Here is a 23,047-nt window from a genome sequence, read left to right as displayed (position 1 = left end):
AGGGAGACTCTTTGAACTCAGAATTGTCTGAATAATTCTGTCTTAAGCCGTTGCAGCATGTAACACCTGCGGATTGGGGTGGAAAAAAACGTGCTCAAGGACAGGTCCTATAGCGACTTCGCCGATTTCCTCGTAGCCCTGACGCTTGTAGAACTCCAGATAGCGAGAATTCCCCGTATCCAGCACCACACCGGACGAATGCGGGTCTTCGGCGCACCAATTGTGTACAGCTTCCAGCAGTTGCTCGCCGTAATGCTTGCCCTGGAATTGCGGATGAATGCCCAGCAGCGGCAGCACATGCACCGATTCGCTGGGCAGGCAGGCCAACACCGCCTGATGGTATTCGAGGTAGCGACGGGTGCCGCGCACACCGGTGCTCAACCACATGCGCAGCTGCCAGGCCCAGCTTTCGGTGATCCCCAGGCGCCGTTGCGGGGGCGCGATCAACGCGATGCCGATCAGGCGGTCGTTGATGAACAGGCCAATCGCCGGCAGTTTCTGGAAAAAGTGCTGCTTGACCAGCTCGCGCACGGTGGCACGGACCCGTTGTTCATAGCCTGGGCGCTCGGCCTCAAAGATGTAGGCGAACGTCGGCTCATGCCGATAGGCCTGGTACAGCAGGGAGCGGGCCTCGCGGGAATAGCCGCTGTTGAGCAGGCGAATATCGGCAATGGCAGTCGAGGTTTCAGGCATACAGTCAATCTCCCTGGGCGCCACTCAAAAGGTGGCGTTCTTATGGGTACGAACCTACGCAGCATCAGTCGTTCCCAGACATTAGCAGTGCATCTGTCCTACCGCCACGCTGGCCCCCGTCCGACTTGTCCGCTAGCATCGCCCTTTTGCCAGGACTGGACTGCCGACCATGAAAATCGTCTCCTTCAATATCAACGGGCTGCGCGCCCGCCCTCATCAGCTGGCGGCGCTGATTGAAAAACACCAGCCCGACGTGATCGGCCTGCAGGAAACCAAGGTCCACGACGACCAGTTCCCCCTCGCCGAAGTGCAGGCCTTGGGCTATCACGTGTACTACCACGGGCAAAAAGGTCACTACGGCGTGGCGCTGCTGTCGCGCAAAGAAGCCCTGAGCGTGCACAAAGGTTTTGCCAGCGATGAAGAAGACGCCCAGCGCCGCTTTATCTGGGGCACCTTCGCCGACGAGAACGGCCAGCCGGTCACCATCATGAACGGCTATTTCCCCCAGGGCGAAAGCCGTGACCACCCCACCAAGTTCCCGGCCAAGCAGCGCTTCTACGCAGACTTGCAGCAACTGCTGGAAAGCCAGTTCAGCAATGACCAGGCACTGGTGGTGATGGGCGATGTGAATATTTCCCCGGAAGATTGCGACATCGGCATCGGCGCCGACAACGCCAAACGCTGGCTGAAAACCGGCAAGTGCAGCTTCCTGCCGGAAGAGCGCGAGTGGATGGCACGCCTGAAGAACTGGGGCCTGGTGGACAGCTTCCGCCACCTCAACCCGGACGTGGCCGACCGTTTCAGCTGGTTCGACTACCGCAGCCGCGGGTTTGAAGACGAGCCCAAGCGCGGGCTGCGCATCGACGTGATCCTTGCGTCCAATGGCCTGGTGCCACGGGTCAAGGATGCCGGGGTGGATTACGAATTGCGCGGGCTGGAAAAACCGTCGGACCATGCGCCGATCTGGCTTGAACTGAGCTGACCACACGCTCCACTGTAGGAGCCGGCTTGCCGGCTCCTACGGGTGCTCGTCACATGAATGCAATCTTGCTGACTTAATCTCGCCGCACCCCCTTTGGCTTGAGAAGGTGCCGGCATGATGCTGCGCGTTCTGTTAGTGCTGACCCTTTTTCCTTTCTTCGCTGTCGCTGCTTCCCTCCCCGTTCCCGAGCAAGGCCCCGCCTTGCGCATCCAGGGCTCCAACACCATCGGTGCGGCGCTGGGCCCCGCGCTGGTCAAGGGCTTGATGGAACATCAAGGCTTGCAGGGCGTGCACAGCGAACCTGGCGATGGCGCCAATGAACAGCGGGTCATCGGCAAGACGCGCCAGGGCAAGACCGTGACCATCGAAGTCGCGGCCCACGGCTCCAGCACCGGGTTTGCCGCACTGAAAAAAGCCGGCGCCGACCTTGCAGCGTCGTCGCGTCCGATCAAGGACAGCGAGCTGGTGGACCTCGAACCCCTGGGCGACCTGAAAAGCCCCGGCGCCGAGCAGGTGATCGCCATCGACGGCCTGGCCATCATCCTCAACCCGCAAAACCCACTGAACACGTTGAACACCGAACAACTGGCGCAGATCTTCAACGGCGAAGCCAGCACCTGGGAGGCCCTCGGTGGCATCGGCGGGCCCATTCACGTGTACGCGCGCGATGATCAATCCGGCACTTACGACACGTTCAAGGAGCTGGTGCTGAATCGGCGCAGCAAGCCTCTCGTCGCATCAGCCAAGCGTTTCGAGTCCAGCGAAGCGCTGTCCGATGCGGTCAGCCAGGATCCCCAGGGCATCGGTTTCATCGGCCTGCCCTACGTCCGCCAGGCCAAGGCGGTGGCGATTGTCGACGGCGATTCGCAACCGATGCTGGCGCTCAATAGCCTGATCGCTACCGAGGATTACCCGCTGTCGCGCCGCTTGTTCTTTTACCTGCCGCCGTCCGGGCACAACCCCTGGGCCAAGGCGCTGGTGGACTTCACCCAGACCAGCAAGGGCCAGGCGATCGTCGCGGCCAACGGGTTTATCGCACAGCAGGTGCAGGCGATCGCGGTGCAGCCACGTCCATCGATGCCCGAGGATTATCAGGCCATCGCCCGTGAGGCCCAGCGGCTGACAGTGAATTTTCGTTTCGAGGAAGGCAGCGCAAGCCTCGACAACAAGGCGCGCCAGGATCTGCAGCGCGTGGTGACGTACCTGAAAAGCCATGAAAAGCTGGATAAACAAGTGACGCTGGTGGGTTTCGGCGACGCCAAGAACGACCCGCAGCGCGCCGCGCTGCTGTCGAAGTTGCGCGCGATGGCGGTGCGCCGTGAGCTGGTCAAGAGCGGCGTGGTACTGCGCGATATCCGTGGGTTCGGCGCGCAGATGCCGGTGGCGGCGAATACGGCGGACGAGGGACGGATCAAGAATCGGCGGGTGGAGGTGTGGGTGTACTGAAAAGCGCCAAGCAAGCGCCCAATAACCACCCTGTGGTGAGCGGGCTTGCCCCGCGTTGGGCTGCGCAGCAGCCCCGATCAAGAACGCCGCGCTCCTTCAGGTAAATAGGGTACTCAGGTTTCAGGGGGGCTTCGCCCCCCAACGCGGGGCAAGCCCGCTCACCACAATGGAGCGCGTTTCGAGCGGCCTTTTTACTGCCCGCTGCGCATCAACTCTTTAGGCACATATTTGCCGATCTCGAACTTGCCGATCGCTGCGCGGTGCACTTCGTCCGGGCCATCGGCCAGGCGCAGGGTGCGTTGCATGGCGTACATGTAGGCCAGCGGGAAGTCGTTGGACACACCGGCGCCGCCGTGGATCTGGATCGCCCGGTCGATCACCTTCAAGGCGACGTTCGGTGCCACTACCTTGATCTGGGCGATTTCGCTTTTCGCCACTTTATTGCCCACGGTGTCCATCATGTAGGCGGCCTTCAAGGTCAGCAGGCGCGCCATGTCGATTTCCATGCGCGAGTCGGCGATCTTGTCGATATTGCCGCCCAGGCGCGCCAACGGCTTGCCGAACGCGGTGCGGCTGACGGAGCGTTTGCACATCAGTTCCAGTGCGCGCTCGGCCATGCCGATTGAGCGCATGCAGTGGTGAATACGGCCCGGGCCAAGGCGCCCCTGGGCAATCTCGAAACCACGGCCCTCACCGAGCAGCACGTTTTCATACGGCACACGCACGTTGTCAAACAGCACTTCGGCATGGCCATGGGGGGCGTCGTCGTAACCGAACACCGGCAGTGGCCGGACGATTTTCACGCCGGGGGCGTCCACCGGCACCAGGATCATCGAGTGTTGCTGGTGGCGCGGCGCATCCGGGTTGCTCAGGCCCATGAAGATCAGAATCTTGCAGCGCGGGTCGCAGGCGCCGGAGGTCCACCACTTTTTACCGTTGATCACCCACTCGTCGCCCTGGCGCTCGGCGCGGGCGGCCATGTTGGTGGCGTCCGAGGAGGCCACATCCGGCTCGGTCATGGCGAATGCCGAGCGAATCTCGCCGCGCAGCAGCGGTTCGAGCCAGCGTTGCTTCTGTTCTTCATTGGCGTAGCGCACCAGCACTTCCATGTTGCCGGTGTCGGGGGCGGAGCAGTTGAATGGCTCCGGGCCCAGCAGCGAGCGGCCCATGATTTCGGCCAGCGGCGCGTATTCAAGATTGGTCAGGCCGGCGCCCAGTTCGGATTCAGGCAGGAACAGGTTCCACAGGCCTTCGGCCTTAGCCTTGGCTTTCAGCTCTTCCATGATGGCGGTGGGCTGCCAGCGATCACCTTCGCTGACCTGGCGTTCGAACACCGGCTCGGCCGGGTAAACGTAAGCATCCATGAACGCAGTGACGCGTTCACGCAGTTCCTGAACCTTGGGCGAATAGGCGAAATCCATGAGCAGCTCCCTTCTCTGAGAGGTTGTTTAGGTCATGCAATCGATGCTAGAACAGCGCTGATAATTTACCTAGCCTATTCTCGGCGTGTATTAACATTCATCACCGATATATGATCGGCGTATGGACACCTAACAATAAGAGCGCAACGAAATGAATCTGAGCAAGGTCGACCTCAACCTCTTTATCGTCTTTGACGCGATCTACACCGAAGCCAACCTGACCCGTGCCGGGCAGATTGTCGGCATTACCCAGCCGGCGGTGTCCAACGCCCTGGCGCGTCTTCGGGAAACCTTCAACGACCCGCTGTTCGTGCGCACCGCCCAGGGCATGGTGCCCACGCCGATGGCGCAGAACATCATCGGCCCGGTGCGCAATGCGCTGTCGTTGCTGCGGGTGTCGGTGCAGGAGAGCCGCATCTTCAACCCGCAGCAGGCGGCCAAGACCTATCGCATCAGCATGACCGACCTCACCGAGGCGGTGATTCTGCCCCTGCTGTTCCAGCGCCTGCGCCGCCTGGCGCCGACCGTGGTGATCGAGAGCTTCCTGTCCAAACGCCGCGAGACCACCAAGGAACTGGCGGCCGGGCGCCTGGATTTTGCCGTGGATGCGCCGCTCAATACCGACCCGCAAGTGCGCCACGTCAAGCTGATGGAAGACCGCTACGTGTGTGCCATGCGCAAGGGCCACCCGCTGGCGGGCAAGGACAAATTCACCCTGGATGACTACCTGTCGCTGACCCACATTCATATCTCCAGCCGCCGCAACGGCCTGGGCCACGTCGACCTGGCCCTGGGCAAGATGGGCATCCAGCGCAAGATCGCCCTGCGCTCCCAGCATTACCTGATGGCCTCGCAGGTGCTGCAGCAGACCGACATGGTCATGACCGTGCCGGAGCGTTTCGCCCGTCGCCATGAACTGCACTGGTTCAACCTGCCGGTCAACGATGTGCCGCCGGTGGAAACCCACCTGTACTGGCACGAAAGCACCGACCAGGACCCGGCCAATCGCTGGATGCGCGAGCAGATGATCGAGCTGTGCCAGCAGGTGACCGCGCATGAGAAGAAGCTCGATGGCAAGCAGGCTTGACCCCGGGTGAGCGGACTTGCCGTGGCGAGCAGGCTTGCCCTGCGTCGGGCGGCGAAGCAGCCCCTGAGCAATCCGCCTTGACGTAAACGTCAACCTGACATTAGCTTAGCGCCAAGACCTTCTTGAGCGCCCCCATGAGCACCACCTACAGCATCTCCGACCTCGCCCGCGAGCTCGACATCACGACCCGCGCCATTCGCTTCTATGAAGAACAAGGCCTGCTGGCCCCGGAACGCCGGGGCCAGGAGCGCATCTACTCGGCGCGTGACAAGGTCAGCCTGAAGCTGATCCTGCGCGGCAAGCGCATTGGCTTTTCCCTGGCCGAGTGTCGCGAGCTGATCGAACTCTACGACCCCACCAGCGGCAACCATATCCAGCTCAACAGCATGCTCGCGAAGATCGCCGAGCGCCGTGAGCAACTGGAGCAACAGTTGCTGGATATCGAACAGATGAAACTGGAACTGGACACCGCCGAAGAGCGCTGCACCCAGGCCCTCGCCCAGACCATGAACCAGGCCGGTCATTAACCAGAAGGTAGCTGCCATGCCCCTCCCCTCACACGTACGCCTGGTGGAAGTCGGCCCGCGCGACGGTTTGCAGAACGAAGCCCAGCCCATCAGCGTGGCCGACAAGGTTCACCTGGTGGATGCCCTCAGCGCGGCGGGCTTGAGCTATATCGAAGTCGGCAGCTTTGTCTCGCCCAAGTGGGTGCCGCAGATGGCCGGCTCTGCCGAGGTGTTCGCGCAGATCCAGCGCAAGCCCGGCGTGACCTACGGCGCACTGGCGCCAAACCTGCGCGGCTTTGAAGATGCGCTGGCAGCCGGGGTGAAGGAAGTCGCAGTGTTTGCCGCGGCGTCCGAGGCGTTTTCCCAGCGCAACATCAACTGTTCCATCAGTGAAAGCCTGGAGCGCTTTGCGCCGCTGATGGCCCAGGCCAGGCAGCACGGCATCAGCGTGCGTGGCTATGTGTCCTGTGTGCTGGGCTGCCCGTACGAGGGCGAGATCGCGCCGGAGCAAGTGGCGGCGGTCGCGCGCGAACTGTATGCGATGGGCTGCTATGAAGTGTCCCTGGGCGACACCATCGGCACCGGCACGGCAGGCGCCACTCGCAGATTGTTCGACGTGGTGGGCGCGCAGGTACCACGCGACAAGTTGGCCGGCCACTTCCATGACACCTATGGCCAGGCCATCGCCAATATCTACGCCAGCCTGCTCGAAGGTATCAATGTGTTCGACAGCTCTATCGCGGGCCTCGGCGGCTGCCCCTACGCCAAGGGCGCCAGCGGTAACGTCGCCACCGAAGACGTGCTCTACCTGCTCAATGGCCTGGGCATCCACACCGGTATCGATCTGGACGCATTGATGCGCGCGGGCCAGCACATCAGCCAGGTGTTGGGCCGACCTACCGGCTCGCGGGTGGCCAAGGCACGTAACGCCAGTTGAGTAGCGCGGGCGTGACAATGTGTTACCGCACAGCTACACATCGAGTAACACGGGAACATATTTTGTCGCATTTGCCGTAGGCCGTTGCCCACACAAAATTTAAATCATTGATTTTAAAGGGCTTTGTAAAGTTGGCACGGCTTCTGCTATCTCTATGGCATAACAAGAATAAAAAGCGCCAAACCTAATAAAAATAAGACGAAACGACTCTGACATAACAAAAACAACACGGCAGAGACGCAGCTAACAGATTTTTTTGGAGAAGATGTGCTTCGCAGGGTACGGCGTGCCGCAACCCGCAACCGGTTAGAGAAAAATAAAACTACCTCAGGTAGCTACCCACTGGTTGGATCGATAACGAAGAAGCAGATCAGCGCTCAAAAAAATACGTTTGCTCTTGACCCCGGATGGGGGTCGCCAAAAACAGCGGTAAAGGGTAACGGTTGCCAAAAACAACAATAGACCGCCCCTCAATAATAAAAAAAGAGCACGCAACGACAAATTAAAGGGGACCCTCGGGTCCCCTTTGTGCTTTCTGCACGACCATCACTCAGGGCAATGTCCCCTCCTCGTCTGCGGCGTTATCAAGCACCTTGCGTGTCAAGATTTGCCGGGCACGTTGTTCCAGCGCCTGACGTGCGGCACTCACCTGCTTGAGCTCTCTCACGTAAAAAGCACTTTGCATCGAGCCCGATACCAGAATTTCATCCCGGCGTTTGCCCAACAGACCCGCCAGCCGGTCGGCCGCCGCGTCATAGCTTGCCTGCCACACATCTTGCGTAGCCTGATCTGCTGCACTGTCTTGCTCGCGTTGCAGATCCGACAGTTCATCCAACGCAGTGCTTTTCTTCTCGAGCAGCGCCAGTTCTGGCGCTATCAATGCGTTGAACGCTTGCGAGTAATGGGTTTGAAGGTGCCTTTCCCAAAACGGGCACCCCACAAAAAACACCTCCTGCTTAGTGGCATCCCGCTCCTCCCTGAGCACGGTTGCATAAGCTTCATCAATCGCCGCGGCGCTGACATTGGCCTGGTGGGGGAACAACATCTCACGGGACTTGACCGGTAACCCCAGCCTGTCTGCAAGACCGATGCGATAAGCCAGGATCACTTCGACCTGCTCAGTGAACCCCGGCCCCCTGGCCACGACATCCCGTTGCGCAATGGCGTCCACCAGGTGTAGACGGAACAGTTTGCGGGCAGTGGATATCAGCGCGCCCTCCGCATTCTGCGTTTGCACCAACTCCAGCGCCCTGGCCGCCATCAGCTCGCTTTCCAGGTTCATGAATTCAACCGAACTGCCGTCGCCACAGGTGATGCGACCGTCGGCGATCGAGAATAACGACTGCCGGATACTCTCGGTTTCACTCGCAGCCTCAAGCATGTCCCAGACCCTCTGGGTAATTTCGGGTCGGGCAGTTTGACTGGCGTACTCGGCACTGCGGGTGGTATCGGCCAAGACAGTAAAAAAATCTGTCGAACCAGTGCAGCCCGACAGCTCATCCCAGATCGCGCCGTACCGCGCCAACTCGGCGGGCGGGACTTCCTCCAACCAACGGTCGCGCGCTTCCTGCGAGGTGATGTGATCGCCCCATTCTTCGCCCATTTCAAGGCGCGCAAGGGTGGCCGCCGACAAGGGATTTTCGTGCACATTGATGCGCTCGCGGTGCTCATAAGCGTATTCAGGCAACGTGGTGATCTGGTTCGAATGCAGATCGATCAAGGTCAGGGCAGGCAAACGCTCGGCGCCGACGGGGAACCGGGTGGTGCCGGTATACGGCAGACGCAGCTCGTTCAACTGGCGCAGGCGGCTCAGATTGGCAGACCAACCCAAATGTCGATTGTATCCAAGGTTCAAACTCTTCAACTGCTGCAGGCTCTCCAGGCGCAATCGGCTCGGCCCGTTCAGCCGGATATCATTGCTGCGCAAGTTGAGTGCGGTAAGCCCTGCCCCGCCGTCTCGAAACACCGGCAGTTGGGTTAAATTATTTTCGCTCATGTCCAGCCAGCGCAAGCCACCAAACGCCTGCAAAAAAGGCAAAGATTCGTCTGAAAGCCCCATTCCACATAACTTCAAATTGCCCACATGATCCATATTGGCGGTAATCGCAGGCAGTTCACCCACCGCTTCAGTGGACAGATCGAGGCCGGGGCCGATGAGTACTCCATCTACCAGCCATTGCTGGAACGCAATTCGCTGCCAGGCATATTTGATCGTCGTCGACACTCTGCGTCTGGCACTCGCATAGCCGGAGTCCTCCTCCTGCCAGTTGACCAGCGCTTTATTCAGGTCGGAAAACTCGGTTTCCAGGTGCACCAGCCTCGCCAACAGCACGGCATCCGAGGCCCCTTGAAGCCCGAGCAGGCTCTCGACCTCCTCCAGGGGCTTGGAGTACAGCAGCATGGCTTTCATCGTGCAATCAAACGGACGCTGTGCAACGCCGCCCACCGGACTCAACGGATAACCGATGCGCCCATCCGCCAGACGCATCGGGGATTTGAAGCCGGGCCTGATCGGTTGCAGGCCCAGCGCACGCCGGCTTGCCTGCTCGTCCAGCGGCAAGTGCGCCAGTTGCGCTTTCAAGGCCTTGGTGGACGATTGCAACGCTGGCCAGCGGGTGAACCGACCGCCGCTGGCAAGCCACAGCGCGCTGAAAAAGGCGTCCTTGTCATAGCGCCAATAGAGTCTTTGTTGCGGCACGCTGTATAACATCCACTCCTTCATGTCGCTGCGGATCAGACGAAGCTGCCTGGGGGCGGTCGTATCGCCGACCCGGTCCAGCACAGCCCCTTCATACGTATCGGCGCGCAGCTCAATACACACCCCATCCAGCTTCCCCGGGATGGCGGCCAGCTTGTGCAGCGCCAGGTGTACGCCGTCCATTGTGAGCGCGTTGTCGAACAGAAGATCAGCCTGTGCGCGCATGACGCGCGCCTTCTGTGCGTAACGGCGTGCCTCTTCGGCCAACCGCAACGGCAAGCGTGATGTGGGTTCGATGCAGCGTGCCAATTCCTCGGGCCTGGCATGGGCGACTATCTCTTCGGCAGCCAATTTAGGCAGGCTGGGAAAGCTGCGCTGCAGCCACTGGACATGGACATCACTGGAGATATCACCGGCTGACATCTCCAGATTGAACAGCTCAGCCCGGGTGTTTTTAGCCGCTGTCAGCAACCGATCCCGGTACCGTGCCGCCCTGACCGCAGGTGCGCGTTCTGCGCGCATCAGTTGCGCCATGCGTTCTTCGGTGAATGTCGGTTTACCGTCAACCGAACGCTCACCGGGCGTAATGATGCCCAGCATCACCTGCTCCGCGAGTATCTCGCGCTCGACCTCGTCCTCGTCCAACAACTCGCGTATTTCAGTTTCAGTCATTTGTTCGAGCATGGCGGGAAACAAGGCCCCACTGTCGAGATGTTTAGGCTGCAACTTGACCACCTCCCGTGGGTTTCTCACTTTGGCTGAAAGCCACGTCAGATCTCCCTCGGAATCAAAGGCCAGCAGCACCCGCGATTTAGGCCACATGCCATTATCGATCAACAACTTCACTTGCATGTACCAGTTGACGCGGCTGAACACGTTGGGGTCGGAGCTGCTCAACCGGTCGATAAACGCCTGATGCCTGGCGTCGCACTCAAATCGCCGCAGCATGTCCCTGAAGAGCGGCGGCGGCGCCCGGCGCTCGACGAACACCTGGCGCAACGCGTCATCCGACACCCCGCTGAATAGCCGCGCCTGCTCGAGCTGGCTATCGCTCAGGTGATCGACCGTGTGGCCAATGCGCCGCAGCAAGGTCTTGCGGTCCCACGTCAGGGGTTGTTCGAACTCATGGACCCAGGCGCCCGTGCCGTTATGGTGGATACGCGGTGCATAACGTGAATCGCCATCGGGATGCAGAAGCCTGGATTGCCCCTCCGAGCCGGTGACGACCTGGTAGTGGCCACCGTCAGTTGCCGGCAGATAGAGGCTTCCCTCATGGGCATATAGCCCCTGCGCGTTTGGCCGCAGCCCTTTGGGCAAGGCGATCCGGTGCAGGTATTGGCTCGGATTGACACTGTGCAAACGCGTGCGCCCGCCGAGTTCCACCCGTACCAGGCGCTTGATAAATGCCGTGTCTTTGGCAGCCATCAGCACTTGGGGCACCGCCAGCCCGGCCAGATCCAGCCCCACCGCCGAAAAGTGCGCCCAAGCCGTGCGGGTGTCGCCGTCGGACCACGCTTCAACGCCTTCGCCTATCTCATAAACCATCTGCACGGCCGCGACGACCAGCATGGCCTCCCCCAGGAAGGGCACCACGAAAGACGCCAGATTGAGAATATCCAGCGCCGTGCTGCCCCACGACCAAAGCCAGGCGTTATACGCCCGATCAGTCACCGATTGGGTGGAGGCCACGGCGGCACTGGCGTTGTTCATGATCAGCCGGATACGCTGCATCGCGCAGTCCATCCAGACATCCCGCCATGAGGCGGCATACGTCCCCTGGTCGGTGATGCGACTTTTATTGGCGGCGGCAAAATCTTCATCCACGGCATGCGCCGCGCCGGGGTCGAGCAAGGCCTTGAGCCGGGTAAAAAAACCGTCCTGATGGGCGAGCGGCACAAACTGGCTGAAGAATTTGCGGTATTCAGCCCGGCACAGACGTGTCGTCAAATGGTCGGTAAAGGCTGCTATGTGGTCATAGCGCTTGAGTGGATGAAGCGGATCGCCAGGGATATACACCATGCAGGGCAGCGGCAGGAGTTGGGCATTCCTTGTGTTTTCCCGCCACTCCACCGGCCCGATGACCAGGATGTTCTCGATATAAAGATTGCACAGCCGCAACGGCGAAAACTTGACCGTCTTTTCTGACCATTTACCGGTGGACTGATTAACGAGCAGGCTGCAGATCAACTGGTGTTGCGCAGGCTGGATATCGCCCTTCATCACCGCGATTTCTGCCGCCAGTTCCAATTGGTTTCGATGACTGATGATCAGGCTGCTATATAACTTGCCCGCCGGCTGATTCTGGGTTGCCGGCGCACTATGGCGGTTGATGGTGGCTCGCAGGTATTCGTAGTAGGAACGCCCCAGATCCAAGTCCCTGCACAGTTGGGCGAACGCGTGGGCCTTGATGTCGAGCTTGAGCGACTTGACATTGGCTGAGGTGTGCACCAGCGCGCTTGAATACCGGTGAAAATCGTACCCGGTGATCAAGTGACAGTCCGCGCACACCGGCTCATTCGCCTGGTCCGGGGCAAAGTTGTTCAGCGCCGCTTCCAACAGGCTGACACCTTTATAAGAATAAAACTGCGGGCCCAATTCGCTGACGCGTGTGGTCGAGACCTCAGTGAGCTGTGCGTCGCAGCTGGTTTGCTCCAGTTTGCGCGCATAGAACACCTTCCTGGTGTCCAGCCGTTTCCCGAACTTTTGTTCGATCGCGGCCACCAAAAGAGGCTCGGCATACTCTGCCGGTGGCTTCAGCTCACCGAGCAGTTGATCCAGTTGGTTCAACGACGCCCGGCTGCGCTTGTGCACCTTGCCCAGGCGGTCCCTGTCAGCCTGCGGGGCCTTTTTGTACCAGTCGGGAATACGCAGGTCCAATGACGCCAGTTCAGCTTTGCGGCTGCCCTGCGCCTCGGTGTACCAGTCGGGAGTATTGTCCTTGATGACACTCAGGTGCGGACTTTGCAGGTCCGACACCCTGTCGGCGGGTGGGTCTGCGATGCTGTCTGTCATGCGTGTAGCCTTCGAGTGGCGAAATATTGCGCCACTCTAGGCAACACCCGCGCGCGGGACGCGGTAGGCATGCACCCCGCATCAGCGGCGGATGTTCAGCTCCTCGATGCTGATCTCGCGCATGCGAAATTTCTGGATCTTGCCGGTCACCGTCATCGGAAACTCATCCACGAACTTGAAGTGCCGGGGCGTCTTGAAGTGTGCGATGCGCCCCTTGCACCAGGTCTGCAGTTCCAGCGCGTTGGCCACATGCCCCGGATGGAACTTGACCCAGGCGACGATCTCCTCGCCGTAACGCGCATCCGGAATACCGATGATCTGCACATCGGCCACCGCCGGATGGGTGAAGAAGAACTCCTCCAGCTCGCGCGGATAGACGTTTTCCCCACCGCGAATGATCATGTCCTTGTTGCGCCCGGCAATGCTCACATAGCCGTGTTCGTCCATGCTCGCCAGGTCGCCGGTGTGCATCCAGCCGGCGTCGTCGATTGCCTCGCGGGTGGCGTCGGGGTTGTTCCAATAACCGAGCATCACGCTGTAGCCACGGGTGCACAATTCGCCGATCTCCCCGCGTTCAACCGTATTGCCATCGGTATCGATGATCTTGCTTTCCAGCTGCGGCTGGGTGCGGCCGACGGTGGTCACGCGGCGTTCCAGGTCATCCTCCGCGCCGGTTTGCAGCGACACCGGGCTGGTTTCGGTCATGCCGTAGGCAATCTGCACCTCGCCCATGTGCAGCTCGCTGATGACCCGGCGCATCACCTCGATGGGGCACGTGGCGCCGGCCATGATGCCGGTGCGCAAGGTCGCCAGGTCGAATTCGCCGCGGCGTGGGTCATCGAGCATCGCGATGAACATCGTCGGTACGCCATATAGACCGGTGGCGCGCTCTTCAGCGACAGCGCTCAAGGTCAGCAGCGGGTCGAAGCCGTCATTGGGGTAGATCATGGTGGTGCCGTGGGTGATGCAACCGAGGTTGCCCATGACCATGCCGAAGCAGTGATAAAGCGGCACCGGGATGACCAGGCGGTCTTGCGCGGTCAGGCCCAGGCTTTCGCCGACCATGTAGCCGTTATTGAGAATGTTGTGGTGACTGAGGGTGGCCCCCTTGGGGAAGCCCGTGGTGCCGGAGGTGTACTGGATGTTGACGGCTTGATCGAAGTGCAGGCTGGCCTGGCGAGTACGCAAGTGTTCGGGCGGGATGCCGGCACCGAGTGCCGCCAACTGCGCCCAGGGCAGGAATCCCGGCGGCGGGCTGGGGTCGAGGCTGATAAGCCCGCGCAGGTCGGGCTTCAATTCCTGCAACATGGCATGGTAATCGGAGGTCTTGAACGACCCGGCACACACCAGCCACTGGCAGCCGGACTGCTTGAGCACGTACTCCAGCTCACTGCTGCGATAGGCCGGGTTGATATTCACCAGGATCACCCCGAGCTTGGCGCTGGCGATCTGGCTGATGCACCACTCGGCGCAGTTGGGGGCCCAGATGCCCAGGCGATCACCGGTCTGCATGCCCAGGGCGAGGAACGCACGCGCATGCAGATCCACCGCCTCGGCCAGTTGCCGCCAGGTGTAGCGGCGCTGCTGGTGGCGGACAATCAACGCTTCGCCATCGGGGTATTGCGCGACGGTGTGATCGAAGGCCTGGCCAATGGTCATGGCCAGCAAGGCCTTGTCCTGCGTGCCACGGCTGTAGCTCTGGTTCGGTTGATCCATAACGACCCCTGTTGTCTTTTTTGTAGGTTGACGTAAACGTAAACTACGATTGACAGCGCCTTAACGCAAGCTTACGTTAACGTAAAGGTGAGCACCCTTCCCTGGTGCGCCATCCACACAACAACAAAGCTCACATTAAGGTGCCTGTCCATGAGTTACCCGTCCCTGAACTTCGCCCTCGGTGAAACCATCGACATGCTGCGCGACCAGGTGCAGTCCTTCGTGGCCAAGGAAATCGCTCCGCGCGCGGCACAGATCGACATCGACAACCTGTTCCCCGCCGACCTGTGGAGCAAGTTCGGTGACATGGGCCTGCTCGGCATTACCGTGCCGGAAGAATACGGTGGTGCCGGCCTGGGTTACCTGGCCCACGTGGTCGCCATGGAAGAGATCAGCCGCGGCTCGGCGTCGGTGGCGTTGTCCTACGGCGCTCACTCCAACCTGTGTGTGAACCAGATCAACCGCAACGGCAACCACGCGCAGAAGCTCAAGTACCTGCCAAAGCTGATCAGTGGCGAACATGTCGGTGCGCTGGCCATGAGCGAACCGAACGCCGGCTCCGACGTGGTCTCGATGAAACTGCGCGCCGACAAACGTGGCGACCGCTACGTGCTCAACGGCAGCAAGACCTGGATCACCAACGGCCCCGACGCCAGCACGTATGTGATCTACGCCAAGACCGACCTGGAAAAAGGCCCCCACGGCATTACCGCGTTTATCGTCGAGCGCGACTGGAAAGGCTTCAGCCGCAGCACCAAGTTCGACAAGCTGGGCATGCGCGGCTCCAACACCTGCGAGCTGTTTTTCGATGACGTGGAAGTGCCCGAGGAGAACATTCTCGGCGTGCTCAATGGCGGCGTGAAAGTGCTGATGAGCGGCCTCGACTACGAACGCGTGGTGCTTTCCGGCGGCCCCACCGGGATCATGCAGGCGTGCATGGACCTGATCGTGCCGTACATCCACGACCGCAAGCAGTTCGGCCAGAGCATCGGCGAATTCCAGCTGATCCAGGGCAAGGTCGCTGACATGTACACCCAACTCAACGCCAGCCGCGCCTACCTCTACGCGGTGGCCCAGGCTTGCGAGCGCGGCGAAACCACGCGCAAGGACGCCGCCGGGGTGATCCTCTACAGCGCCGAACGCGCCACGCAAATGGCCCTCGATGCGATCCAGATCCTGGGCGGCAACGGCTATATCAACGAATTCCCCGCCGGGCGCCTGTTGCGTGACGCCAAGCTGTATGAAATCGGCGCCGGCACCAGCGAGATTCGGCGGATGCTGATCGGTCGCGAACTCTTCAACGAAACCCGCTGAAGGAGCGCACTCATGGCCACCCTGCACACCCAGCTCAACCCGCGCTCGGCGGAATTCGTCGCCAACAGCGCGGCAATGCGCCAACAGGTCGACGCCCTGCACACCCTGCTCGCCCATGTGCAGCAAGGTGGCGGCGCCAAGGCCCAGGAACGCCACACCTCGCGCGGCAAGCTGCTGCCGCGCGAGCGCATCAATCGCCTGCTCGACCCGGGCTCGCCGTTCCTTGAGCTCAGCCAACTGGCCGCCCATCAGGTGTACGGCGAGGACGTACCCGCCGCCGGGGTGATCGCCGGGATCGGCCGCGTCGAAGGAGTCGAGTGCATGATCGTCGCCAACGACGCCACGGTGAAAGGGGGTTCCTACTACCCGCTCACGGTGAAAAAACACCTGCGCGCCCAGACTATCGCCGAGCAGAACCGCCTGCCGTGCATCTACCTGGTCGACTCCGGCGGCGCCAACCTGCCGCGCCAGGACGAGGTATTCCCGGACCGCGAGCACTTCGGACGGATCTTCTTCAACCAGGCCAACATGAGCGCCCAGGGCATCCCGCAGATCGCCGTGGTAATGGGCTCGTGCACCGCCGGCGGCGCCTATGTGCCGGCGATGGCCGACGAAGCGATCATGGTGCGCAACCAGGCGACGATCTTCCTCGCCGGGCCGCCACTGGTGAAGGCCGCAACCGGTGAAGTGGTCAGCGCCGAAGACCTCGGCGGTGCCGACGTGCATTGCAAGGTTTCCGGCGTGGCCGACCACTATGCCGACAACGACGAACACGCGCTGGCCCTGGCCCGGCGCAGCGTGGCCAACCTCAACTGGCGCAAGCAGGGTCAGGTAAGCCAACGCCCGCCCGTGGCGCCGCTGTACAGCAGCGAAGAGCTCTACGGGGTGATCCCGGCCGATGCCAAGCAGCCATTCGATGTGCGCGAAGTGATTGCGCGGCTGGTCGACGGTTCGGTGTTCGATGAATTCAAGGCGCTGTTTGGCACCACGCTGGTATGCGGCTTCGCGCACTTGCACGGCTACCCGATTGCGATCCTCGCCAACAACGGGATTCTCTTCGCCGAAGCCGCACAAAAAGGCGCGCACTTTATCGAACTGGCCTGCCAGCGCGGGATTCCGTTGCTGTTCCTGCAGAACATCACCGGCTTCATGGTCGGGCAAAAATACGAGGCCGGCGGCATCGCCAAGCATGGCGCCAAGCTGGTCACCGCGGTGGCCTGCGCCAAGGTGCCGAAGTTCACCGTGATCATCGGCGGCAGTTTCGGTGCCGGCAACTACGGCATGTGCGGCCGCGCCTATGACCCGCGTTTCCTGTGGATGTGGCCCAACGCGCGCATCGGTGTGATGGGCGCCGAACAGGCGGCAGGCGTGTTGGTGCAGGTCAAGCGCGAGCAGGCCGAGCGGGCCGGCCATGGGTTCAGCGCCGAAGAAGAGGCCGCGATCAAGCAGCCGATCCTCGATCAGTATGAAACCCAGGGCCATCCCTACTACTCCAGTGCGCGCCTGTGGGACGACGGGGTCATCGACCCGCTGCAGACCCGCGACGTGCTGGCCCTGGCCCTGTCCGCCGCACTGAACGCCCCGATCGAGCCGAGCCGCTTCGGCGTGTTCCGCATGTAAATGGAGCTATACCCCATGAGCGACTTCAATACCCTCGAACTGATCACCGACAGCCGTGGATTTGCCACGCTGTGGCTCAGTCGTGAAGCCAAGAACAACGCGTTCAATGCCGAGATGATCCGCGAGCTGATCATCGCCCTCGACCAGGTCCAGGCAGATGCGTCCCTGCGTTTCCTGGTCCTGCGCGGGCGCGGCAAGCACTTCAGCGCCGGCGCCGACCTGGCCTGGATGCAGCAGTCGGCCGAGCTGGACTACCACACCAACCTGGACGACGCCCGCGAGCTGGCGGAATTGATGTACAACCTGGCCAAGCTGAAAATCCCGACCCTGGCAGTCGTGCAAGGCGCGGCCTATGGCGGCGCGCTGGGCTTGATCAGTTGCTGCGACATGGCCATCGGCGCCGACGACGCGCAGTTCTGCCTGTCCGAAGTGCGCATCGGCCTGGCCCCGGCAGTGATCAGCCCGTTTGTGGTCCAGGCCATTGGCGAGCGTGCTGCGCGCCGCTATGCCCTGACTGCCGAACGTTTTGGCGGCCAGCGTGCGCGGGAAATCGGCCTGTTGGCGGAAAGCTATCCCCTCGGCGAACTCGACGGGCAAGTGGAACAGTGGATCGCCAACCTGCTGCAGAACAGCCCGGCGGCGATGCGCGCCAGCAAGGACCTGCTGCGCGAGGTCGGCAACGGTGCACTGACCCCGGCCCTGCGCCGCTATTGCGAAAATGCCATTGCGCGTATCCGTGTCAGCGCCGAAGGCCAGGAAGGCTTGCGTGCCTTCCTGCAAAAACGTCAGCCAGGCTGGCAGGCACAGGAGCCGCGTTCATGAGCACATTGACCACCGTGCTGGTGGCCAACCGTGGCGAAATTGCCTGCCGGGTGATGCGCACCGCCAAGGCCATGGGCCTGACCACCGTCGCCGTGCACAGCGCCATCGACCGCGATGCGCGGCACAGCCGCGAAGCCGACATACGTGTCGACCTGGGCGGCAGCAAGGCCACCGAGAGCTACCTGCAGATCGACAAACTGATCGCCGCCGCCCAGGCCAGCGGCGCCCAGGCGATCCATCCGGGCTACGGCTTCCTGTCGGAAAATGCCGGCTTTGCCCGTGCGATCGAAGCCGCCGGCTTGATCTTCCTCGGCCCGCCCGCCTCGGCCATCGACGCCATGGGCAGCAAGTCGGCGGCCAAGGCCCTGATGGAAACAGCCGGCGTGCCGTTGGTGCCCGGTTATCACGGCGAAGCCCAGGACCTCGACACCTTTCGCGCCGCCTGCGAACGCATTGGCTATCCCGTGCTGCTCAAGGCTACCGCCGGAGGTGGCGGCAAGGGCATGAAGGTGGTCGAGGACGTCAGCCAATTGGCCGAAGCCCTGGCGTCTGCCCAGCGTGAGGCGCTGTCGTCGTTCGGCAACGCGCAGATGCTGGTAGAGAAATACCTCCTCAAGCCGCGCCATGTGGAAATCCAGGTGTTTGCCGACCAGCATGGGCATTGCCTGTACCTCAATGAACGCGATTGCTCGATCCAGCGGCGCCACCAGAAAGTCGTCGAAGAAGCACCGGCACCCGGCCTGAGCGTTGAACAACGCCGGGCGATGGGTGAGGCGGCGGTTCGCGCGGCCCAGGCCATCGGCTATGTCGGCGCGGGCACCGTGGAGTTCTTGCTGGATGCGCGTGGCGACTTCTTCTTCATGGAGATGAACACGCGGCTGCAGGTAGAGCATCCGGTCACGGAAGCGATTACCGGCCTGGACCTGGTGGCCTGGCAGATTCGTGTCGCCCAAGGCGAGGCGCTGCCGATCACGCAGGAACAAGTGCCGCTGATCGGCCATGCGATTGAAGTGCGCTTGTATGCCGAGGACCCGGTGAATGATTTCCTGCCCGCCACCGGGCACCTGGCGCTGTACCGCGAATCGGCCCCTGGCCCGGGCCGTCGGGTGGACAGCGGCGTCGAACAGGGCGACAACGTCTCGCCGTTCTATGACCCGATGCTCGGCAAGTTGATTGCCTGGGGCGAGAACCGTGAACAGGCGCGGCTGCGCCTGTCGAGCATGCTCGATGAGTTTGCCGTCGGCGGGCTGAAGACCAACCTGAGCTTCCTGCGGCGCATTATCGGCCATCCGGCATTTGCCGCCGCCGAGCTGGATACCGGGTTCATTGCGCGCTATCAGGAGGAGTTGCTGCCGGTGCCCGGCGCCTTGAGCGACGCGTTCTGGCAGGCTGCAGGTGCGGCCTTCATGCAGAGCTTGCCGGCGGCTGACGGGCCTTGGGCGGACAACCGTGGCCTGCGCCTCGGCTTGCCGGCCGAGGTGTCGCTGCACTTGAGCTGCAATGGGCAGGATCGGCTGGTCACGCTGGCGGCAGATGCCGCGCAGTTGCACGGCGAGCAGTTGCTGACCGAGCACCAGGGCGTGCGTCGCGCGCATCTCGCAGTTCGCAGCGGAGACACTGTGTTCCTGCGCTGGGACGGTGAGGTGCACGGCGTGAGCCTGTTCGATCCGATCGCTGCGGTCGACGCCAACCAGTCGCATCAGGGCGGCCTGACGGCGCCGATGAATGGCAGCATCGTGCGCGTGCTGGTGGATGTTGGCCAAACGGTGGAGGCCGGCACGCAGTTGGTGGTGCTGGAAGCCATGAAGATGGAGCACAGCATCCGTGCGCCCCAGGCCGGGGTGGTCAAGGCACTGTTCTGCCAGGAAGGCGAAATGGTTGCCGAGGGCGCGGCGTTGGTGGAACTCGACGCGACGGGCTAGAACTTCGCCGTGGCCTGCACGACGACGCCCAGGATGCGACACGCGTCGGTGAGCAACTGTTTCGGATAGGTGGGGTTGAGCGGCACCAGGTACCGCTGGCCGCTCTCCTCGAGCAGTTGGCGGAAGGTCGCCTGGGGATGGCCGGCCCATTGGGCAACCACCAGTTTGCCCGGTTCGGCCGCCAACGCCGGGTCGACCAGGATCATCGACCCGGCGCCGATGCTGACACCGCTGGGCGCGGTCATTGCGTCGCCGCTGACCGGCAGCCAGAAAGCCTCGCCACGGGCGTGGTAATCGGTCAGCTCGAAGCGGGCGGCGCCATAGGCCGGGCGCTCTTCGCGCAGTTCGCACAGGCCTTTCCAGTCGCTGACCGGGTAGCGGAAATACGGGTTGTAGCGGGTCGGCGCAGCCCGGTCCCCGGCGGTCTTCTCGCGGATCTGCAGCACCACTTCCAGGTATCCCAGCCCCAACTCTTCGAGTACCCGGTTCATGTCCGCCAGGCTCGGTACCCGACGCTTGTTGAGCCAATGCCCGATCCCGCCCTGGGACATGCCCAAGCGCTCGGCGAGTTCGACCTGCGTGACCTTGCGGTCTTCCATGTTGGCCTTGACCAACGCTATCCAGTTATCCATGGCGCCAGACGATACGTCACGGATTTTCCAGGGCAATAAACAGTTTGTAGTAATCCATAAAACGACATGAATACGATACGTACTATCATCGAACTCAAGGTTTTAGACACTCACCCCAGAGCACCGCCCTTATGACGACGAGCCCGTATCTCCTGCCTGACCCTTGCGAAAATGCCGACTTGCACGACCTGCGCAGCAGCGGCGCAGCACAGCGCGCGTTGGACTTTTACTTGAAAGAAAATATGTCGACGCCAACCCCGGACGGGACGTTCTTCGCCATCAAGCCGGGCATCAGCCAGGAGGAGGCCCTGGTGCACGCCTCGGACCTGTTGCGCAGTGCCGCGGCCACCGCCTACGAATCAGCGAGCAGCCATCAGGGCAACCAACGCGACCTGGCCTTTTCAGTGGTGTATTTGATTGATATGGCGAAGGCGATGGTGGAGCGATCACTGCAAGCGCCTGACGCTCAGGCGAGCGCGTAAGCGGCGCGAAGGAAAAATATTTCTATCACACGGATAAAAACATTTGACTTGCAAATGATAATGATTATTATTGGACCCAGCTGATCGCGAGATCAGTCGATAGACCAAGGGACCTTAGGTCGGACTCTTGGAATATCTCCTCATCAGGCTAATCACGGTTTTTGACCCGGCTCTTTGGCCGGGTCTTTTTTTTGCCAGTTTTCCTGGCATGGCTTCAGGCTAATGAAGACTGTGTGTTGCTCGATGGCGCACATGGTAGCAAAAGACCATCGTCAAAAGAAAGCCGTGCGAGCGCTCTAGCCCAGTTCTCTGCGAAATAGCGCTTGAGAATCAATCTCATAGATTCTAAGCTGCGGCGGCGTCAGGGACGACGCCCCCCTCCTCCGCAACAATTTTGCGTCCAGTCTTTACCAGACTCGTGTGTAAGATAGCCGCCACAACACTCATACTCAGGCAACCAGACTATGACCGTGGCCTTGACCTCCATCAAGATCAGCACCGACTTCGACAGTGGCAATATCCAGGTGCTCGACGCCAGCGATGCCTACCAGTTGCTGTTGGCGATCAACCCGGATACGCGCAGCCAACATTTCCAGTGGTTCCACTTCAAGGCCGAAGGCATGCACGTGGGCCACACCCACACGTTCCGCCTGAGCAACGCCGGCAAGTCGTCCTACCGCCATGCGTGGAGCGGCTACAACGCGGTGGCCTCCTACGACCATATCAACTGGTTCCGTGTGCCCACACGCTTTGACGGCGAGATCCTGCACATCAGCCTCGAGACGCGCGAGAAGCACGCCTGGATTGCCTACTTCGAGCCCTACAGCCGTGAACGCCATGACGGGCTGATCGCCCAGGCCCTGAGCCGTGCGGGCACCCAATTGCTGGCCACCGGTAAAAGTGTCGAAGGTCGTGATATCCCCTTGCTGCGTCGCGGCAAGGGCGGCGAAGGCCGACGCAAGGTCTGGATCATTGCCCAGCAGCACCCTGGTGAGCACATGGCCGAATGGTTTATGGAAGGCATCATCGAACGCCTGCAGCAGGACGGTGACGCCGAGCTGAAAAAACTGCTGGCGGTGGCCGACCTGTACCTGGTGCCCAACATGAACCCGGACGGCGCCTTCCACGGCCACCTGCGCACCAACGCCATGGGCCAGGACCTCAATCGGGCCTGGCAGAGCGCCAGCCAGGAACTCAGCCCGGAAGTGCTGTTCGTGCAGCAGCAGATGGAAAAATACGGCGTCGACCTGTTCCTGGATATCCACGGCGACGAAGAAATCCCCTATGTGTTTACCGCCGGTTGCGAAGGCAACCCCGGCTACACCCCGCGCATCGAAGCCCTGGAAAAACACTTCCGCAGCCACTTGAGCGCCCTGACCCGCGACTTCCAGACCGTTCACGGCTACACCCGCGACCTGCCCGGCGAGGCCAACATGACCCTGGCCTGCAACGCGGTCGGCGAGAAATACGACTGCCTGTCACTGACCCTGGAAATGCCCTTCAAGGACAACGACGACGCCCCCAACCCGCACACCGGCTGGTCGGGCAAACGTTCGATACAGTTGGGCAAGGATGTGTTGAGCACCGTGGCCGATATCGTCGGCACTCTGCGCTAACCCACGCAGCAGCCAGGCTTGCCGGCGATCGCGTGGTTCAGCACGCATCGCCGGCAAGCCACGGCATCAGTCCCGGGTGCCGGTCATGCTTTGCAGCACACCGTCACGCCGAATCCTGTAACATATACAAAACTGACCCAG

General features: G+C 61.6%; 16 protein-coding genes. 11 read left to right on the top strand and 5 right to left on the bottom strand.

The genetic code is table 11. The features are described 5' to 3' along the window. Positions 1-42: 42 nt before the first annotated feature. The gene (locus tag QMX97_RS20620) at positions 43-693 is read right to left on the bottom strand and encodes a GNAT family N-acetyltransferase (protein WP_065901053.1); all 651 of its coding nucleotides are present in this window, start codon (positions 691-693) and stop codon (positions 43-45) included. Positions 694-862: 169 nt separating this feature from the next. Between QMX97_RS20620 and xthA the strand changes: the two genes are divergently transcribed. Together xthA and QMX97_RS20610 are read left to right on the top strand one after the other, a co-directional pair. After that, on the top strand, positions 863-1,675 hold the full coding sequence (gene xthA, locus QMX97_RS20615) for an exodeoxyribonuclease III (RefSeq protein WP_065901056.1): 813 nt from the start codon (positions 863-865) through the stop codon (positions 1,673-1,675). Positions 1,676-1,789: 114 nt separating this feature from the next. Beyond that, complete coding sequence (locus tag QMX97_RS20610) at positions 1,790-3,121, top strand: phosphate ABC transporter substrate-binding/OmpA family protein (protein ID WP_282397499.1); 1,332 nt, start codon at positions 1,790-1,792, stop codon at positions 3,119-3,121. A gap of 191 nt (positions 3,122-3,312) precedes the next feature. Here the strand turns inward: QMX97_RS20610 and QMX97_RS20605 are convergent, their stop codons facing one another. Beyond that, positions 3,313-4,542, bottom strand: coding sequence for an acyl-CoA dehydrogenase (locus QMX97_RS20605; RefSeq protein ID WP_029298342.1), 1,230 nt, complete (start codon positions 4,540-4,542; stop codon positions 3,313-3,315). Between the two features lie 151 nt (positions 4,543-4,693). Here QMX97_RS20605 and QMX97_RS20600 point away from each other — a divergent pair, with 151 nt between their 5' ends. The 3 genes from QMX97_RS20600 to QMX97_RS20590 all read left to right on the top strand — a co-directional run bounded on the left by QMX97_RS20600 (position 4,694) and on the right by QMX97_RS20590 (position 7,072). Further along, positions 4,694-5,629, top strand: coding sequence for a LysR family transcriptional regulator (locus QMX97_RS20600; RefSeq protein ID WP_197627627.1), 936 nt, complete (start codon positions 4,694-4,696; stop codon positions 5,627-5,629). Between the two features lie 134 nt (positions 5,630-5,763). Then, positions 5,764-6,156, top strand: a complete 393-nt coding sequence (locus QMX97_RS20595; protein WP_106803382.1) for a MerR family DNA-binding transcriptional regulator — start codon at positions 5,764-5,766, stop codon at positions 6,154-6,156. 16 nt (positions 6,157-6,172) lie between these two features. Then, entirely contained in the window at positions 6,173-7,072 is a 900-nt protein-coding gene (locus tag QMX97_RS20590; protein ID WP_282397498.1) for a hydroxymethylglutaryl-CoA lyase, read from the top strand. Positions 7,073-7,622: 550 nt separating this feature from the next. Here the strand turns inward: QMX97_RS20590 and QMX97_RS20585 are convergent. Together QMX97_RS20585 and QMX97_RS20580 are read right to left on the bottom strand one after the other, a co-directional pair. Then, the gene (locus QMX97_RS20585; RefSeq protein WP_282397497.1) at positions 7,623-12,782 is read right to left on the bottom strand and encodes an NEL-type E3 ubiquitin ligase domain-containing protein; all 5,160 of its coding nucleotides are present in this window, start codon (positions 12,780-12,782) and stop codon (positions 7,623-7,625) included. Between the two features lie 81 nt (positions 12,783-12,863). Then, positions 12,864-14,498 carry an AMP-binding protein gene (locus QMX97_RS20580; protein ID WP_282397496.1) on the bottom strand — a complete coding sequence of 545 codons (1,635 nt, stop codon included), beginning with the start codon at positions 14,496-14,498 and terminating at the stop codon, positions 12,864-12,866. A gap of 150 nt (positions 14,499-14,648) precedes the next feature. Here QMX97_RS20580 and QMX97_RS20575 point away from each other — a divergent pair, with 150 nt between their 5' ends. The 4 genes from QMX97_RS20575 to QMX97_RS20560 are packed head-to-tail and all read left to right on the top strand — an operon-like array spanning position 14,649 to position 20,176. Then, on the top strand, positions 14,649-15,812 hold the full coding sequence (locus tag QMX97_RS20575; RefSeq protein WP_282397495.1) for an isovaleryl-CoA dehydrogenase: 1,164 nt from the start codon (positions 14,649-14,651) through the stop codon (positions 15,810-15,812). A gap of 12 nt (positions 15,813-15,824) precedes the next feature. Next, complete coding sequence (locus QMX97_RS20570; RefSeq protein ID WP_065901073.1) at positions 15,825-17,432, top strand: carboxyl transferase domain-containing protein; 1,608 nt, start codon at positions 15,825-15,827, stop codon at positions 17,430-17,432. Between the two features lie 15 nt (positions 17,433-17,447). After that, positions 17,448-18,254, top strand: a complete 807-nt coding sequence (locus QMX97_RS20565) for a gamma-carboxygeranoyl-CoA hydratase (protein ID WP_065901076.1) — start codon at positions 17,448-17,450, stop codon at positions 18,252-18,254. Beyond that, the gene (locus QMX97_RS20560; protein WP_282397494.1) at positions 18,251-20,176 is read left to right on the top strand and encodes an acetyl/propionyl/methylcrotonyl-CoA carboxylase subunit alpha; all 1,926 of its coding nucleotides are present in this window, start codon (positions 18,251-18,253) and stop codon (positions 20,174-20,176) included. Before QMX97_RS20565 ends, QMX97_RS20560 begins: the two co-directional genes overlap by 4 nt. On the opposite strand, the gene QMX97_RS20555 is transcribed toward QMX97_RS20560, so the two are convergent. After that, positions 20,173-20,808 carry a LexA family transcriptional regulator gene (locus QMX97_RS20555; protein WP_213551203.1) on the bottom strand — a complete coding sequence of 212 codons (636 nt, stop codon included), beginning with the start codon at positions 20,806-20,808 and terminating at the stop codon, positions 20,173-20,175. The genes QMX97_RS20560 and QMX97_RS20555 overlap by 4 nt on opposite strands. 131 nt (positions 20,809-20,939) lie before the next feature. Here QMX97_RS20555 and QMX97_RS20550 point away from each other — a divergent pair, with 131 nt between their 5' ends. Both QMX97_RS20550 and QMX97_RS20545 read left to right on the top strand, forming a co-directional pair. Continuing rightward, positions 20,940-21,290 carry a DUF3077 domain-containing protein gene (locus QMX97_RS20550; RefSeq protein WP_065901086.1) on the top strand — a complete coding sequence of 117 codons (351 nt, stop codon included), beginning with the start codon at positions 20,940-20,942 and terminating at the stop codon, positions 21,288-21,290. 464 nt (positions 21,291-21,754) lie between these two features. Further along, a complete protein-coding gene (locus QMX97_RS20545; RefSeq protein WP_213551201.1) occupies positions 21,755-22,906 on the top strand; it encodes a M14-type cytosolic carboxypeptidase in 1,152 nt (383 codons plus the stop codon). Positions 22,907-23,047: the final 141 nt, after the last annotated feature.

Source organism: Pseudomonas sp. PS01298, from assembly GCF_029959745.1.
Lineage (GTDB): Bacteria > Pseudomonadota > Gammaproteobacteria > Pseudomonadales > Pseudomonadaceae > Aquipseudomonas > Aquipseudomonas aylmerensis.
The sequence above is the reverse complement of the archived record's forward strand: the minus strand, read 5'-3'. Positions and strand labels throughout refer to the sequence as shown.